This window comes from Streptomyces canus (assembly GCF_030815415.1).
GTDB lineage: Bacteria > Actinomycetota > Actinomycetes > Streptomycetales > Streptomycetaceae > Streptomyces > Streptomyces canus_F.
This window is the reverse complement of record NZ_JAUSWW010000001.1, coordinates 6,638,790-6,653,825: the sequence shown is the minus strand read 5'-3', so window position 1 is coordinate 6,653,825 and position 15,036 is coordinate 6,638,790. Positions and strand designations below refer to the sequence as shown.

Here is a 15,036-nt window from a genome sequence, read left to right as displayed (position 1 = left end):
TGCTCCCTCCCGTCGGGCCGCGCCCCCTTCCGGCCGTTTGATTCTGCCACGGCCGGACCAATACGGTCAGCGACGCCTCAGTACCAGTCCGGACACGGCACCCACCGCCGCCGTCCCGGCCAGCGCGAACATGCACGCCGAGAGCGCCTCCGCAGAGGTATACGCCTCGAAAGCCCCGAGTGACTCAAGCCGGTTCAAGAACAGTGTGCCGAACGCGGCGACTCCGGTCAGCTGACCGAGCTGGGTGACCGTGGCGAGCAGCCCGCTGGCGTCCGCCGCGTCCTCGGGCCGCACCGTGGCCAGCGCCCTGGTCAGCGTGGGGCTGAAGGCCAGCGCGAGCCCGACACCCACGCACGCGTACGCGACATGCGCCCACACCCCGCCGTCACCGCCGCCCTCGAGCGCGAGACCGACCCCGGCCACGGACAGCGCGGTGATCAGGAACCCGGCCGGCGTCAGCGCGCGCTGCCAGGCCGCGGGCCACCTCCGCCAGGTCAGGCCGACCAGGCCGAAGACGACCGCGGTCGGCGCGAAGGTCAGGCCGGCGCGCAGCGCGCTGTAGCCGAGACCGCCCTGGACGTGCAGCGTGAGCACGAACAGGAAGCCGCCGTTGACCGCCATGACGGCCATGATGCGCAGGACGGCCAGGCCCATGCCCGGGTGCCGCAGCACCCTCGGCGCGATCAGCGGATCGCCGCCGCGGCGGGCGAGCCGGGCCTCGTACGCGCAGAACACCGTGAACAGCACAGCGGCGGCGGCCAGCGACGGCCAGGACCACAGCGGCCAGTCCTCCTCCTGCCCCAGCACCAGCGGGACGGTGAACAGCGACACGGCCGCACCGAGCAGGACAAGGCCCGGCAGGTCCAGGCCGCGCCGGCGCTCGCCGCCGTGGTCGCGCGGCAGCACACGGCGCCCGACGATCAGGAGGACGACGCCCACGGGCACGTTCACCAGGAACACCGGCCGCCAGCCGGTGCCGAACAGGTCGGCGCTGACCAGGACTCCGCCGAGTATCTGTCCGGCGACGGCACCGACGGCGAGGACCGCCGAGTACGCGCCCAGCGCCTTCACCCGGGCCTCGCCGACGAAGTTCCGCTGGATGAGGCTGAGCACCTGCGGGATCATCACCGCCGAGCCGATGCCCTGGACCAGCCGGAAGGCGATCAGTTCCGGGGCGCCCTGCGCCAGGCCGCAGGCGAGCGAGGCGGCGGTGAACAGGCCCATCCCGACGAGGTGGACCCGGCCGTGGCCGTACCGGTCGCCGAGGCGGGCACCGGTGATCAGCAACACGGAGTAGGTGATGGTGTATCCGGCGACCACCAGCTGCAACTCGGCGCCCGAGGCGTGGAGTTCGGAGCCGATGGTGGGAGCCGCGACGTTCACGATGAAGACGTCGAGCAGGGCCATGAACGTGGCGGCGAGCACGACCGCGAGCAGCGGCCGGGACCCGTTGTCAGTGCCGGGTGTTTCACTGATCGCAGGACTAGGAACGGGTGCGATACCCGCTCCGGAACGGGGCGTTGTCGTCATGCCGTCGAGCGTGACGCCACCGCGGTACGGGTGCCGAGAGCCCACCGATGCTGGTACTGACAGCACCTGGCAGGGCACGGGCCGGGCGGCGAGGATGGGGGATGTGACGATGGGGACGACGCAGCGCCGCCGACCCGAGCTGGCCGCGTTTCTGCGCACCAGGCGCGCCCGGGTGACGCCGGCGGACGTGGGGATGGCGCCGGGCTTACGGCGCCGTACGCCGGGACTGCGCCGCGAGGAGGTCGCCCAGCTCTCGGGGGTCGGGATCACCTGGTACACCTGGCTGGAGCAGGGCCGCCCGATCAACGCCTCCGCGCAGGTCCTGGACGCCGTGGCGCGCACCCTGCGCCTCGATCCGCCCGAGCGTGAGCATCTGTACCACCTGGCCGAAGTGCCGTACTCCTCCGCGCCGGAGGCCGTCGCGCAGACCGTGGGTCCGGAGGTCCAGGGCATCATCGACGCCCTGGAGCCGCGCCCGGCGGTGGTCTACAACTCCCGGTTCGACATCGTGGCCGCCAACGAGGTCTACCGGATCCTGTTCGGCGTACCGCTGAGACAGCCCAGCGGCCGCCTGCCGAACGCCCTGTGGGCCTTGTTCACCGCGCCGGACGAGGACTGCCCGCTGATGTTCCGGGAGACGGAGCTGCCGGTGATGGTCGCGACCCTGCGCGCCGCCTACGGGCTGCATGCCGGCGAGCCGGTCTGGGAGGACTTCATACGCAAGCTGTCCGCAGCGAGCCCGCTGTTCGCCCGACTGTGGGAGAGCGGCGACGTGGCGGAGCCGGGACGGCGGGTGAAGGGTTTCAGACATCCGGCGGTGGGCGAACTGCGGATGACCTCGTTGTCGCTGTCGATCCATGGGATGCCGGAGTGCCGGATCGTCGTCTACACGCCGGACGACGAGCAGACGGCACAGCGCACGGCCCAGTTGACGGGAATGAAAAATCCCGCCCTGTGAGGACGGGATCTTCGTCTGTGGAGCTAAGGAGAATTGAACTCCTGACCTCCTGCATGCCATGCAGGCGCTCTACCAACTGAGCTATAGCCCCTTGCTGGTTCTTCCCGCTCGGCGGGGCGAACAAGAAGAACTTTAGCCTGCGACCTGCCAGAAAGTGAAATCCGCTCAGTCGTCGTCGCCGAGCACCGGTTCCGGCAGCGTGCCGGCGTTGTGCTCGAGGAGACGCCAGCCGCGGGCACCTTCGCCGAGGACGGACCAGCAGCAGTTGGAGAGGCCGCCGAGGCTCTCCCAGTGCCGGGTCTCCAGCCCGAGGAGCCGGCCGATGGTGGTGCGGATCGTGCCGCCGTGGCTGACCACGACGAGCGTGCCGTTGTCGGGGAGCTTGTCGGCGTGCCGGGTCACCACGGGGGCGGCGCGGTCGGCCACCTCGCTCTCCAGTTCGCCGCCACCGCGGCGGACCGGCTCACCGCGCTTCCACGCGGCGTACTCCTCACCGTGCGCGGCGATGATCTCGTCATGCGTCAGCCCCTGCCAGACGCCCGCGTAGGTCTCGCGCAGGCCCTCGTCGTGGCTGACGTCGAGGCCGGTGAGCGCGGCGAGCTCGCCGGCCGTGTTCGCGGCCCGCTTGAGGTCCGAGGCGACGATCGCGTCGGGCTCCAGGGAGGCGAGCAACCGGGCGGCCCGGCGGGCCTGGGCCACGCCGGTCTCGGTGAGCTCCACGTCCGTGGTGCCCTGGAAGCGGCGCTCCACGTTCCAGGCGGTCTGGCCGTGCCGCCACAGGATGACGCGGCGGCCCCGGCCGGGCCGCCCTGCCGTCACTTCACCGGTGGCGCTCACCGCCAGTCACCACCGAGGTCCTCGGCGTCCTCGGCGGCCTTCAGCTTGGCGTGCTCCTCGGCCTTGCCGCGGGTGGCCTTGGCGTCCTCGGGCAGGTCGAGCTCGGGGCAGTCCTTCCACAGCCGCTCCAGGGCGTAGAAGACGCGCTCCTCGCTGTGCTGGACGTGGACGACGATGTCGACGTAGTCGAGCAGGACCCAGCGGGCCTCGCGGTCGCCCTCGCGGCGCACCGGCTTGACGCCGAGCTCCTTCTGGAGCCGCTCCTCGATCTCGTCGACGATCGACTTGACCTGGCGGTCGTTGGGCGCGGAGGCCAGCAGGAAGGCGTCCGTGATCGACAGTACGTCGCTGACGTCGTAGGCGATGATGTCGTGCGCGAGCTTGTCGGCGGCCGCCTGTGCGGCGGTGTGGATGAGCTCGATGGAGCGGTCAGTGGCGGTCACTACACGGCTTTCGGTCGGCGGTCACTTGACATCAAGGGTCTCACGGACCGCCGACGGCACCCCATTCCTTTGCCGATCACGCCGTGGGGCCGGGTCGCGGACGTCCGCGACCCGGCCCCGTGACCCGGTTCCCGCCGGTCTCCCGGCCGGTTACGACGCCGAGGGCTCGTAGTCCTGGCCGAGGACCACGGAGACGTTCGCGTTCGAGGAGGTCTTGCCCTTGGCGACGGCGCTGGTGGGCAGACCCAGGGTCTTGGCGACCTCGGTGGCGTTCTCCTTGTCGGCGGCGTCGGTGTAGACGACCTTGGAGGCGCTCTGGGCGGCGGACGCGGTGCCGCCCTCCAGGAAGGTGAAGCCGCCGTTGAGGAGCACGATGCGGGCCTTCTCGGAGTTGCCCTTGACACCGCTGGCGTTCTGGACGGACACGCGGACGGCGGCATCCTTGTCGGGGCTCTTCGCCGTGCCGCCGAGGACGTCCTTGACCACGCTGTCGCTGGCCTGGGCGCTCAGCGTGCCGTCGGTCCGGACGGGCAGCAGGGCGGTCTTGTAGTCGCCGCCCTTGGCGAGGTCGGCGAGCTTGGCGAGGAAGGTGCCGAGGTCCTTGTCGGTGAGCGACGGGTCGAGGATCTGCGCCAGCGTCTGGACGGTGACCGTGGCGCCCTGCGCGTCGGAGGACACCTTGCGCAGCACGCCCTGCATGACCTGCCCGAACCGCTCCAGCTGGGCGTTCTGGGCCTCGCCGGAGGCGCGGTAGGTGGCGTAGGCGACGGCCGCCTTGCCGCCGAGGGTCCGGTCCTTGCCCTTGCTCACCAGGGGCGCGGTGCCCTTCTTTCCGTCCGGGTCGGGCACGTCGGCATCGGCGTCGATCTCGATGTTGCCGATGATGTCGACGAGGTTCTGCAGGTAGGGGGTGTCCAGACGCCAGGTGCCCTGGATCTCGGTGCCGAGGACCGTGTCGATGGCCTCGCGGGTGCCGGAGGAGCCGTCGTCCTCGACCGACTTGGCGAGGGTGGTCGTGGAGCCGTCGTCGTCGGCCACGGCGAGGGAGTTGGGGAGCAGGACCGTGGTGCCCTGCCGGGTGGTGGTGTTGTCGACGAGCAGCGCCGTGGAGGTGCCGCCCTTCTTGGTGTTGTGCAGGTGGACGACGATCACGTCGCGGTTCTGGGCGGTCGCGGAGGTGGCCGTGCCTGTCTTGGAGTCGGAGGAGGACAGGCCGGGCAGCTTCCCGGCGTACCAGAGGTAGCCGACGCCGCCGACCGCGGTCAGCGCCAGGACGACGACGAGGGCGACGAGGCGGCTGCGGGCGCGGCGCTTGGCCTCCTCGCGCCGCTCGGTGCGGTTCTCGGTGAAGTTCAGCCAGTCGATGACGTCCTCGGAGTCGGTGTCCGGCTCCTCGACGAAGGCGAACTGCCCGGTCGCGTAGTCGCGTTCGGTCCGGCCGTCGCCGGAGGGGGCGTCGGTCTCCTCGGGCGGGCCGGCCTGCTGCGGGATGTAGGCGGTCTGCTCGGCGACCCGGGGCTGCCGGCCGCTCGCGGCGGTGTGGCCGTAAGGGTCGTACGACGTCCCCGGCGCTCCTTGTGTCGCTCCGTGCCCGTACGGGTCGTAGGGCGGCACGGGAGCCTGCTGACCGGTGTCGTACGGGTCGTACGAGGGCGCGGGGTGCCGGCTTCCGGTGTCGTACGACTGCCCGGGGTACTGCCCTGTCTGCTGTCCGCCCGCCGCGTACGGGTCGTAGCCGTAGCCCTGTTGTTGTGCGTACGGGTCGTACGGCTGCTGTTGCGGCTGCTGCTGGGCGGCCGGCTGGTAGATGGGCCGGCCGTACTCGTCGTAGCCGACGAGCTCGTACCGGTCGTCGTGGTCGCCGCCGTATCCCGCGTCGTATCGGTCGTTCACCGGTGCCCCTCTCGGCTCACTCGCCGCGGTACAGCTCGCGCTTGTCGATGTAGCGCACGACTCCGTCCGGCACCATGTACCAGATGGGGTCCCCCTTGGCGACTCTCGCACGGCAGTCCGTCGAGGAGATGGCGAGCGCGGGCACCTCCACGAGGGAGACACCGCCCTCCGGGAGACCCGCGTCCGTGAGGTGGTGGCCGGGGCGGGTGACCCCGATGAAGTGCGCCAGGGAGAACAGCTCCTCGGTGTCGCGCCAGGTCAGCAGCTGGGCGAGGGCGTCGGCGCCGGTGATGAAGAAGAGGTCCGTGTCGGGGTTGAGCGCGCGCAGGTCGCGCAAGGTGTCCACGGTGTAGGTGGGACCGCCGCGGTCGAGGTCGATCCGGCTCACCGAGAACTGCGGGTTCTCGGCGGTCGCGATGACCGTCATCAGGTAGCGGTCCTCGGCCGGCGAGACGCTGCGGTGGCTCTTCTGCCACGGCTGCCCGGTCGGCACGAACACCACCTCGTCCAGGTGGAACTGCGCGGCGACCTCACTGGCCGCCACGAGGTGCCCGTGGTGGATCGGGTCGAACGTTCCGCCCATGACGCCGAGGCGGCGCTTGCCGGGGTTCGACGGGGCGTTGCCCGGGCCGGTAGGCATGTCCTGCTCTCCCATGCGTGCAGACCCTACCGGCCCGTCCTGAGGACGCCGGTCGGAGGAGGCCCGGAGTGCCCCGTTATGGGCACCGGGTGCCTCAGCGGTCGCGGTTGAAGCGGGTGGTGATCCACAGCAGGAGCATCAGGACGACGAACGCGCCGCCACCGGTGAGAAGGGGGTTGAGGCTCTCGTGGTTGCCGCCGTGCTCCTCGCCCTCGGCGGCAACGGTGACCAACTGGGCTGCGGCGCTGTGGAAGCTCATCTTCGGCAGGACCTATCCGGTGGGCGGGATAAAGATGTCGGCCCATCGTAAGCGGGCGGCTCCGCGCCGATCACGCCGACTCCGCCGCGAGGGAACTTCCGCGCCGTTTCAGTCGTCCTTCTGCCTGTAGCCACGCAGCAGGAACCACGCGGTCAGGGCACAGCCCACCAGCATCACGACCAGTACGACCCGGAGCAGGTTTCCGGCCCCTTGCTGCTCGGCTGCGCCCGCGGTTCCGGCGAGCCAGGCGGACGCGGGGTTGTGCTCCATGACGGGACTCCTTCGCTGTACTGCCCGTCCACCGTATCTCCGCCTAGGCTGGGCTCTGCTTCGGGGGCGCAAAGGACCGCACAAGGGTCCGCAAAGGGTCACTCTCACGCACATGGGGGAAGACATGTCCGACGACGGACACGAGCAGAACGGGCACGAGCAGAACGGGCACGAGAACGTGCCGAGCAGGCAGCGCAGGCGCTTCCCCGGAATCTCCTCGCGTGCGTACGAGCACCCTGCCGACCGCTCCGCCCTGGTGGCGCTGCGGAAGCTGAGCGGGTTCGACACGGTCTTCAAGGCGCTCAGCGGGCTGCTGCCCGAGCGGAGCCTGAGGCTGATGTTCCTGTCCGACTCCGTACGGGTGTCGGACCAGCAGTTCGCGTACCTCAACGACATGCTGCGGGACGCCTGTTACATCCTGGACCTGGAGAAGGTCCCGCCGATGTACGTGAGCCAGGACCCGAAGCCGAACGCGATGTGCATCGGCCTGGACGAGCCGATCATCGTCGTCACCACGGGCCTCGTCGATCTGCTGGACGAGGAGGAGATGCGGGCGGTCGTCGGGCACGAGGTGGGGCACGCCCTGTCCGGCCACGCGGTCTACCGGACCATCCTGCTGTTCCTGACCAGCCTCGCCATCCGGGTGGCGTGGATCCCGCTGGGCAACCTCGCGATCATGGCGATCGTGACCGCGCTGCGCGAGTGGTTCCGCAAGTCGGAGCTGTCGGCGGACCGGGCGGGGCTGCTGGTGGGGCAGGACCTGCGGGCCTCGATGCGGGGTCTGATGAAGCTGGCGGGCGGCCACCATCTGCACGAGATGAACGTGGACGCGTTCCTGAAGCAGGCCGAGGAGTACGAGGCCGGGGGCGATCTGCGCGACTCCGTGCTGAAGATCCTCAATGTGCTGCCGCGTTCCCACCCCTTCACCACCGTGCGGGCGGCCGAGCTGAAGAAGTGGGCCGAGTCCCGCGACTACCAGCGGATCATGGACGGCCACTACCCGCGGCGCACCGAGGACAAGGACACCTCGGTCACGGACTCCTTCCGTGAGTCGGCGGCCAGCTACGCGAGCAATGTGAAGAGCTCCAAGGACCCCCTGATGAAGCTGGTCAGCGACATCGCCGGCGGCGCGGGCGACCTGGGCGGCCGCGTCCGCCGAGGCTTCGGCGGCTTCACGACCACGACCACGAGGGACGACGAGCCCCCGACGGACACGGACTCGCGCCCGCGAGACGAGGACTGACGCGGGGGCCTTCACGACTGGCGGCGACGGGAGAGACCCAGGGGCGCGGGGCTGTATCAATGTGCGGCTACCGCCGCGCGGGCGCGACCAGCCACGCACAACCCGCACCCGCCGTACAGCCGAACCCCCACGGCGATGGGGCGCACCGCACCTCATACCTTCGGCAACGCCCCCGCCGCCAGCGTCCCGCACACCGCCGTCGCCCGATCCGTAGCGAACGGATCCGTCCCGGCCGGCCCGCCCGTCTTCGCGGTCTGGCCGGCCAGCAGCGGACTCAGCGCCTCCGCCACGTTGCCCCCGCAGGACAGCGGCCCGGCCTGGACGTACGACACGGTGAGCTGGGCCTGGTGCAGGCGCACGTCGTTGTGGTCGAAGCGGAACCGCATCTCGCGCCGCACGGTGAACAGCGACGCCTCGGCCCCGGCGCCCGCCCCGACGGGCCGCAGCGCGTACACGAAGGTGTGGTCCGCGGTGACCTCGAGGAACGTCGAGTCCGTCTCGGTGGCCCGCAGGGTCCCCTGCACCCGGATCCTCGGGTCGGCCAGCTCCACGCTCTTGGCGTCGAAGCGCACCAGCCATCCGGTGACCGTGTGGCGCCCGTCGGCGGCCGGATGGCTCAGGCTCTCGTCGAACTGGAGGTGCTGGTCCGCCGGCAGCAGCACCCGCACGGGACGGGTCTGCCCGCCGGTGAGCACCTCCGGGTAGAGCGCGGAGCGGACGAGGTACTCCTTGACGGTGTCCAGCGCGCTCGACACCTGGGTCTGGGAGAAGTGCGAGGTGTCACGGGCGGCGGGCATCGTGATCCCCGCGGCACCGATGCGGAACCGGGCGGCGGGGCTGTGCGCGTACAGCTGCTCGGGGTCGGTCGCGCCGGGCACCTTGCCCTCGGGGGCGAGCGGGACGACGGTCGCCCGGAAGAGGCTCGCTTCGACATCCCTCATCGCGGCGGGGCTCTCGTAGGGGTGCCGTACGCCCATGTAGATCGCCGTGCCGAAGGCCAGGGCGATCAGCAGGACCAGGACGAGCGCCTGCCGGGACAGTCCGCCGCGGCGGACCGGTGGACGGCGGCGGACGGCGGGCGCGTGGTCGGCGATGCGCTCCTGCGCGGAGAATTCCTGGAGCCGGGCAGCACGGACGAACGATTCGTCGAAGACGACGGATCGGTACTCGTCCTCTCCACCAGCGGGGCCGCCCTCGGGTGCCCCCTCGGGTGGTTCTCCAGGCCCTCCCATATCTTCAGAGTAGGTCTCCGGGAGCTCAGGTAAACGCCCCGCTGCGCGACAACTTCTGACAGGTTCTCACCAGGATCGTCAGCCAGTGGGCCGGTAAAGGCTCAAGGCATCCGCGGGGTCGCCGAGATGGCCGGCTGGGAGTGGTCGGCGGAGGCCGAGGGTGCCGACCCGGTGCCCTGCTCCAGTCCGGTCGAGGCGGGGGCCGAGGGACCTTGGTCCCGGCTGTTGGAGGACGCGCCCCGGTAGACCGCGGTGAAGGCCAGCGCGACCATGCCGATGCCCATCACGAGGGCCAGCATCCAGGCGACGGGACGGTGCCAGCGGACCTGTTTGCCGTACGTCCCAGGAGCGCCGTAACGGCCCTCCAGGACATCGGTGTCGTCCAGCTCGTCGAGCTCGGGATCATGGCCGAAACGGTCGTGCCCGTCGGGGCCGTACCCGTCCTCGTAGCGCTCGCCTCTGCCGTGGGTCCGGCGGGCCTCGGCCTCGGAGGCCTCCGCTCTCGCCTGCGCGGCGGCCAGGAGGCGTTCGACGGCGGTCGGCTCGTGCACCACGGCCGCTCGTACGAAGGCCTCGTCGAAGACCACGGAGGCGAACTCTTCGTCCGACACCCCGCGGTCGTGGTCGTCGTCGGGCTCCCAGCCGTCAGGGAACGGCGTGCCCCCCACGTCCTCCGGCACGGATCCAGAGTAGACCTGGGGGGTCAATTTGGGCAGACGGTATGGAAATTCATCCGCCTTGTGAGACACCTCTCGTGCGGCACGGGCGCGCACCGGGAGCGCGTGCCGCACGCATATGCGCGGCCGTGCGTCTCAGCGCCGTACGTGCCCGTCGCCCGTGACGATGTACTTCGTGCTCGTCAGCTCCGGCAGCCCCATCGGGCCGCGCGCGTGCAGCTTCTGCGTGGAGATGCCGATCTCGGCGCCGAAGCCGAACTGGCCGCCGTCGGTGAAGCGGGTGGAGGCGTTCACGGCGACGGTCGTGGAGTCGACCAGCTGGGTGAAGCGGCGGGCGGCCTGCTGGGAGGTCGTCACGATGGCCTCGGTGTGACCGGAGGTCCACAGCCGGATGTGCTCGACGGCCTTGTCGAGCGAGTCGACGACCGCGGCGGCGATGTCGTAGGAGAGGTACTCGGTGTCCCAGTCCTCGAGCGTGGCCTCGACGACGGTCGCCTTGCTGTCCTTCGCGTACGCCAGCACCCGCTGGTCGGCGTGGACGGTCACCCCGGCCTCCGCGAGGGCGTCCAGGGCGCGCGGCAGGAACTCGGGGGCGATGTCCTGGTGGACCAGGAGGGTCTCGGCGGCGTTGCAGACGCTGGGGCGCTGGGCCTTGGAGTTGATCAGGATGGCGATCGCCATGTCGAGGTCCGCCTGGGCGTCGACGTAGACGTGGCAGTTGCCGGTGCCGGTCTCGATGACCGGGACGACGGACTCGGTGACGACCGTCCGGATCAGGGAGGCGCCGCCGCGCGGGATCAGGACGTCGACGAGGCCGCGGGCCCGCATCAGCTCGCGCACGCTCTCCCGGCTCTCGCCGGGCACCAGCTGGACGGCGTCGGCGGGCAGCCCGGCCCCGCCCACGGCGTCGCGCAGCACCCGCACGAGAGCGGTGTTGGACTCGTACGCCGAGGCCGAGCCTCGCAGCAGGACCGCGTTGCCGGACTTGAGGCACAGCGCCGCCGCGTCCACCGTCACGTTCGGCCGGGCCTCGTAGATGATGCCGACGACGCCGAGCGGGACACGGACCTGGCGCAGGTCGATGCCGTTGGGGAGGGTGGAGCCGCGGACGACCTCGCCGACGGGGTCGGGCAGGGCGACGACGTCCCGCACGTCGGAGGCGATGGCGCGGATCCGCTCCGGGGTCAGCGTCAGCCGGTCGATGACGGTCTCGCTGGTGCCGGCCTCGCGGGCCTTGGCGATGTCCTTGGCGTTGGCCTCGACGATCTCGCTCGTACGGACCTCCAGCGCGTCCGCGATGGCGAGCAGCGCGTCGTCCTTCTCGGCCCGCGGGAGCGGGGCGAGGTCGGCGGCGGCGGCCTTGGCGCGGTAGGCGGCCTGCGTGACCGGGGACATGGAGTCGTACGGCGAGAGCGTGGTCATGAGGGAAGGGTAGTGCGCCGTACGGGGGCGGCCACCGCTCATCCCACACCGCGAGACACCTCCCCTTTGCGCCTAAACCGGCGCCGCTCTCGCGGACGTGGTTGCTCGCCGTGGAGGTTGCTCAATTGATGGTTGCGGTCCGTGGTCGGATCAGAACGGGTGTACGCCTACCGGTATCGCCGGCAGCGGGCCGTACCCCTCGGAGATGCGCTGGTGGTAGGTCTCGCGGTCGATGACCTCCAGGCCGACGATCTCCCAGGGCGGCAGCCCCGCGGTCAGGCGGTGCTCGCCCCACAGCCGCAGCGCGACGGCGGCCGCGTCGTGCAGATCGCGGGCCTCCTCCCAGTAGCGGATCTCCGCGTGGTCGTTGGCGTAGCGGCTGGTCAGCAGAAAGGGATGGTCGTGGGCGAGCTGTTCGAGGCCGCGCCGCACTTCCTTCAGCGGGGCCTCCTTCCCGGAGACGCTGAGGGTCACGTGCCACAGTCGGGGCAGGTCCCGCGGCTCCTCGTACCGATCACCGGCCGCGACGCTCGTCAGGACGCGCTCCTCACCGGCCCCGCGCGACGAGGCCTCGGCGGCACCGCTGCGGGACCGGTCCCCAGGGCGCACTCGTCTCACGACGGCCTCCTTTACGCAGTGACCGACCCGGTGGTCGTGCGGATGTGTCCCTGAGACAAAGTTGAGCAGGCCGCAAGAGTTCGCGTGGCGCTTTTGCGGAACGTCCACCTGAGGGCGACGGTCTTGGCAGGGCGTTCACCCCGTTTTCGGCTACGAAGGGCCTTCCACGGCCTCCTGCCGCGCTCAGGGGTGCAGGATCACCAGGTCGTCCCGGTGCACGACCTCGCGCTCGTACGCGGGACCCAGCTCGCGCGCCAGCTCCCGCGTCGAACGTCCGATCAGCTGAGGGATCTCCTTGGCGTCGAAGCTGACGAGCCCCCGGGCCACCGCGCGCCCCTCGCCGTCCCGCAGTTCGACGGGGTCGCCGGCGTTGAACTCGCCCTCGACGGCGGCGATCCCGGCCGGCAGCAGCGACTTGCGGCGCTGGACGACCGCCCGGACCGCACCGTCGTCCAGGGTCAGGGAGCCCTGCGGGGTGGAGGCGTGCTGCAGCCACAGCAGCCGGTCGGCGGAGCGCTTGCCGGTGGGGTGGAAGTAGGTGCCGGTGTCGCCGCCGAAGAGCGCTTCGGCCGCATGGACCGCGCTGGTCAGCACCACGGGGATGCCGGCCGCGGCGGCGATCCGGGCGGCCTCGACCTTGGTGACCATGCCGCCGGTGCCGACGCCGGCCTTGCCGGTGCTGCCGATGTCGACGCCGGCCAGGTCCGCGGGCCCGCGCACCTCCGCTATCCGCGAGGTGCCCGGCTTGCTGGGGTCACCGTCGTAGACCCCGTCGACGTCGGACAGGAGCACCAGGAGGTCGGCCCGCACCAGATGGGCCACCAGCGCGGCGAGACGGTCGTTGTCGCCGAAGCGGATCTCGTCGGTGGCGACGGTGTCGTTCTCGTTGACGACCGGGAACGCGCCCATCGCCAGGAGCTTGTCGAGGGTGGTGGAGGCGTTGCGGTGGTGGGAGCGGCGGCTCATGTCGTCGCTGGTGAGCAGGACTTGGCCGACGCGGACGCCGTAGCGGGCGAAGGAGGCGGTGTAGCGGGCCACGAGCAGGCCCTGGCCGACGCTGGCGGCCGCCTGCTGGCGGGCGAGGTCCTTGGGGCGGCGGCGCAGTCCCAGCGGGGCGAGTCCGGCCGCGATGGCGCCGGAGGAGACGAGGACGACCTCCTTCTCCCCGCCGCTGCGGCTCTTGGCGAGAACATCGACGAGCGCGTCGACCCGGTCGGCGTCCAGGCCGCCCGACGCGGTGGTCAGCGACGAGGAACCCACCTTGACGACGATCCTGCGGGCCTCGCTCACGGCCTGCCTCACGCTTGCCACCTGCAATGTCCCCACTTCCTTGCGCGTGGCAGCAATCTACGCGAAGGGGCCGGTGCGAGACGTATCGGTCCAGCCCCCGGACACATCAGGAGGTAACTGTTTGCTCACCCTTCGCATACGGCAAAAAGGTTGTAGAGGTTGCTCATAGAAATCAAAGACGATCCAAATTTATTCTGAAGTTTGTGTCACCTAAAGTTCACAGCGTGAAGCGCATCCTGATCCGGTCCGGCAAGAGCCCGTTCGACGTGGTCCCCGTGGAAGAGTCCCTCCAGCGGGACATCATCGCCACCAACTCGGGCAACTTGATCTTCAGCGATGCCACCCACAAGCTGCTCGAAGCCCCGGACACCGAGGTCGTCTCGAACGGCATCAAGTCGCTGGTGTCCGAGGCCGACCGGATCAACCAGGAGTACGACGCCTTCGTCGTACCGCTGGCGAACGCCTTCCGCCCGTCCTTCGAGCAACAGCTCAAGCGGCTGACGCGGCTGATCACCCGGCTGAAGATCCCGGTCGTGGTGGTCGGCGTCGGTGCGCAGACCGGGCTGAACTACGACCCGGCGCGGCTGAAGCCCATCGAGCCGTCCGTGCGCGAGTTCGTCTCGGCGGTGCTCGAGCGCAGCGCCTCGATCGGGGTGCGCGGCGAGTTCACCGAGCAGTACCTCAGAGACATGGGGTTCCGGGACGTCGAGACCATCGGCTGCCCCTCGCTGTTCATGTACGGCAAGGAACTCGACGTACAGAAGCGGTCTGCGGAGCTGACCGCCGAGTCCCGGATCGCGGTCAACGGGTCGCACAACGCGGTCCAGAAGCAGGGTCTGGGCAAGATCATCGAGCAGGCCCACGCCCGCTATCCGCATCTGCGCTTCATCGGCCAGAACCTCTCCGACGCACGGCAGTTGCACTGGCGGGACCTGTCGGACCCGAACTCCAGGGTGACGGCGATACCGACGCACCCCGACCACCCGATGTACCAAGAGGACAAGGTCCGCGTCTACGTCGACCCGATCACCTGGATCGACGACCTGCGCGACTTCGACTTCTCCTTCGGTTCCCGCATCCACGGCAACATCGCGGCGCTGCTCGCCGGCACGCCCGCCACCGTGCTCGTCGGTGACTCCCGGACCCTGGAGCTGTGCCGCTACTTCGAGATCCCGCACGTCAGGATCGACCAGCTGCCCGCGGACGTGGACCCGGCGCGGCTGTACGAGGAGGCGGACTTCGGCGGGCTGGTCAGCGGTCACCACGAGCGCTTCGAACGGTTCGCGGGGTTCCTCGACCGCAACGGACTGCGGAACACCTTCACGCACGGCGACGGCGGAGCGGCCTTCGAGAAGCGCATGAGCAAGCTGCCGTTCCCGGCGGGGGTCCGTCCCTGGCTCGAGGCCGACCTCGCCTCGCTGGCCACGCGGATGGCGTTCATGCAGCGCCACATCACCGATCTGACGCTGGACAACGAGCGGCTGAAGCGGGACCTGGCCCGCGCCAAGGCCGGTTCCCGGGGCACGAGGACGGTCGCGGGCATTCCGGCGCCGTCGGTCTACCGCCGGGCGCGCCGGGTGGTGGGCGCACCCATCCGCCGGGCCCTGCAGTCGGGCCGCCAGTAGGGCAGCGGGCAGGATCGGGCAGTACCACTCCACGGTCGTCGCAAGGCGCCCGGACACGCGCGTGTCGTCCAGAGGTCGGCGGGCGTTAACCCGGGCGCA

15 protein-coding genes and 1 tRNA gene are annotated in these 15,036 nt (G+C 70.6%); 3 read left to right on the top strand and 13 right to left on the bottom strand.

Annotated elements, in window-relative coordinates; translation table 11 throughout:
* Window positions 1-66: 66 nt before the first annotated feature.
* The gene (locus QF037_RS30755) at window positions 67-1,425 is read right to left on the bottom strand and encodes an MFS transporter (RefSeq protein ID WP_307030737.1); all 1,359 of its coding nucleotides are present in this window, start codon (window positions 1,423-1,425) and stop codon (window positions 67-69) included.
* 214 nt (window positions 1,426-1,639) lie between these two features.
* On the opposite strand from QF037_RS30755, the gene QF037_RS30750 reads away from it, so the two are divergent.
* Window positions 1,640-2,488, top strand: coding sequence for a helix-turn-helix transcriptional regulator (locus QF037_RS30750; RefSeq protein ID WP_307030735.1), 849 nt, complete (start codon window positions 1,640-1,642; stop codon window positions 2,486-2,488).
* 18 nt (window positions 2,489-2,506) lie between these two features.
* Here QF037_RS30750 and QF037_RS30745 read toward each other — a convergent pair.
* The 7 genes from QF037_RS30745 to QF037_RS30715 all read right to left on the bottom strand — a co-directional run bounded on the left by QF037_RS30745 (window position 2,507) and on the right by QF037_RS30715 (window position 6,830).
* A tRNA-Ala gene (locus QF037_RS30745) sits at window positions 2,507-2,579 on the bottom strand.
* 74 nt (window positions 2,580-2,653) lie between these two features.
* On the bottom strand, window positions 2,654-3,325 hold the full coding sequence (locus tag QF037_RS30740; RefSeq protein ID WP_373463837.1) for a histidine phosphatase family protein: 672 nt from the start codon (window positions 3,323-3,325) through the stop codon (window positions 2,654-2,656).
* Window positions 3,322-3,768 carry a ribosome silencing factor gene (gene rsfS, locus QF037_RS30735; protein ID WP_046259938.1) on the bottom strand — a complete coding sequence of 149 codons (447 nt, stop codon included), beginning with the start codon at window positions 3,766-3,768 and terminating at the stop codon, window positions 3,322-3,324. The genes QF037_RS30740 and rsfS overlap by 4 nt, the downstream gene beginning before the upstream one ends.
* Window positions 3,769-3,918: 150 nt before the next feature.
* Entirely contained in the window at window positions 3,919-5,661 is a 1,743-nt protein-coding gene (locus tag QF037_RS30730; protein ID WP_307030733.1) for an LCP family protein, read from the bottom strand.
* A 16-nt stretch (window positions 5,662-5,677) separates the two neighbouring features.
* Window positions 5,678-6,316 (bottom strand): nicotinate-nucleotide adenylyltransferase, encoded by a 639-nt coding sequence (nadD, locus tag QF037_RS30725; RefSeq protein WP_046259936.1) that lies wholly within the window; start codon window positions 6,314-6,316, stop codon window positions 5,678-5,680.
* A 79-nt stretch (window positions 6,317-6,395) separates the two neighbouring features.
* Window positions 6,396-6,560 (bottom strand): hypothetical protein, encoded by a 165-nt coding sequence (locus QF037_RS30720; RefSeq protein ID WP_307030731.1) that lies wholly within the window; start codon window positions 6,558-6,560, stop codon window positions 6,396-6,398.
* A gap of 108 nt (window positions 6,561-6,668) precedes the next feature.
* Entirely contained in the window at window positions 6,669-6,830 is a 162-nt protein-coding gene (locus tag QF037_RS30715) for a hypothetical protein (protein ID WP_307030729.1), read from the bottom strand.
* Window positions 6,831-6,954: 124 nt separating this feature from the next.
* On the opposite strand from QF037_RS30715, the gene QF037_RS30710 reads away from it, so the two are divergent.
* On the top strand, window positions 6,955-8,073 hold the full coding sequence (locus tag QF037_RS30710; protein ID WP_307030727.1) for a M48 family metallopeptidase: 1,119 nt from the start codon (window positions 6,955-6,957) through the stop codon (window positions 8,071-8,073).
* Window positions 8,074-8,225: 152 nt separating this feature from the next.
* Here QF037_RS30710 and QF037_RS30705 read toward each other — a convergent pair whose 3' ends face one another.
* From QF037_RS30705 to proB, 5 genes are all read right to left on the bottom strand, one after another.
* Window positions 8,226-9,305, bottom strand: a complete 1,080-nt coding sequence (locus QF037_RS30705) for an SCO2583 family membrane protein (protein ID WP_307030725.1) — start codon at window positions 9,303-9,305, stop codon at window positions 8,226-8,228.
* A gap of 101 nt (window positions 9,306-9,406) precedes the next feature.
* Window positions 9,407-9,985: an SCO2584 family spore wall biosynthesis protein gene (locus QF037_RS30700; protein WP_443061907.1), complete on the bottom strand. Its 579-nt coding sequence runs from the start codon at window positions 9,983-9,985 to the stop codon at window positions 9,407-9,409.
* 132 nt (window positions 9,986-10,117) lie between these two features.
* On the bottom strand, window positions 10,118-11,404 hold the full coding sequence (locus QF037_RS30695; RefSeq protein WP_307030721.1) for a glutamate-5-semialdehyde dehydrogenase: 1,287 nt from the start codon (window positions 11,402-11,404) through the stop codon (window positions 10,118-10,120).
* 150 nt (window positions 11,405-11,554) lie between these two features.
* Entirely contained in the window at window positions 11,555-12,022 is a 468-nt protein-coding gene (locus tag QF037_RS30690) for a hypothetical protein (protein ID WP_307030719.1), read from the bottom strand.
* A gap of 183 nt (window positions 12,023-12,205) precedes the next feature.
* Window positions 12,206-13,312: a glutamate 5-kinase gene (gene proB, locus QF037_RS30685; protein ID WP_307037459.1), complete on the bottom strand. Its 1,107-nt coding sequence runs from the start codon at window positions 13,310-13,312 to the stop codon at window positions 12,206-12,208.
* Window positions 13,313-13,536: 224 nt separating this feature from the next.
* Between proB and QF037_RS30680 the strand changes: the two genes are divergently transcribed.
* The gene (locus QF037_RS30680; RefSeq protein WP_307030717.1) at window positions 13,537-14,937 is read left to right on the top strand and encodes a polysaccharide pyruvyl transferase family protein; all 1,401 of its coding nucleotides are present in this window, start codon (window positions 13,537-13,539) and stop codon (window positions 14,935-14,937) included.
* Window positions 14,938-15,036 lie beyond the last annotated feature (99 nt).

Excerpts from the sequence above, each read along its gene's own strand:
- QF037_RS30750 (WP_307030735.1), top strand. The coding sequence starts at position 1,640 with ATGGGGACGACGCAGCGCCGCCGACCCGAGCTGGCCGCGTTTCTGCGC.
- QF037_RS30715 (WP_307030729.1), bottom strand. The coding sequence starts at position 6,830 with ATGGAGCACAACCCCGCGTCCGCCTGGCTCGCCGGAACCGCGGGCGCA.
- QF037_RS30710 (WP_307030727.1), top strand. The coding sequence starts at position 6,955 with ATGTCCGACGACGGACACGAGCAGAACGGGCACGAGCAGAACGGGCAC.
- QF037_RS30705 (WP_307030725.1), bottom strand. The coding sequence starts at position 9,305 with ATGGGAGGGCCTGGAGAACCACCCGAGGGGGCACCCGAGGGCGGCCCC.
- QF037_RS30695 (WP_307030721.1), bottom strand. The coding sequence starts at position 11,404 with ATGACCACGCTCTCGCCGTACGACTCCATGTCCCCGGTCACGCAGGCC.
- QF037_RS30720 (WP_307030731.1), bottom strand. The coding sequence starts at position 6,560 with ATGAGCTTCCACAGCGCCGCAGCCCAGTTGGTCACCGTTGCCGCCGAG.
- nadD (WP_046259936.1), bottom strand. The coding sequence starts at position 6,316 with ATGGGAGAGCAGGACATGCCTACCGGCCCGGGCAACGCCCCGTCGAAC.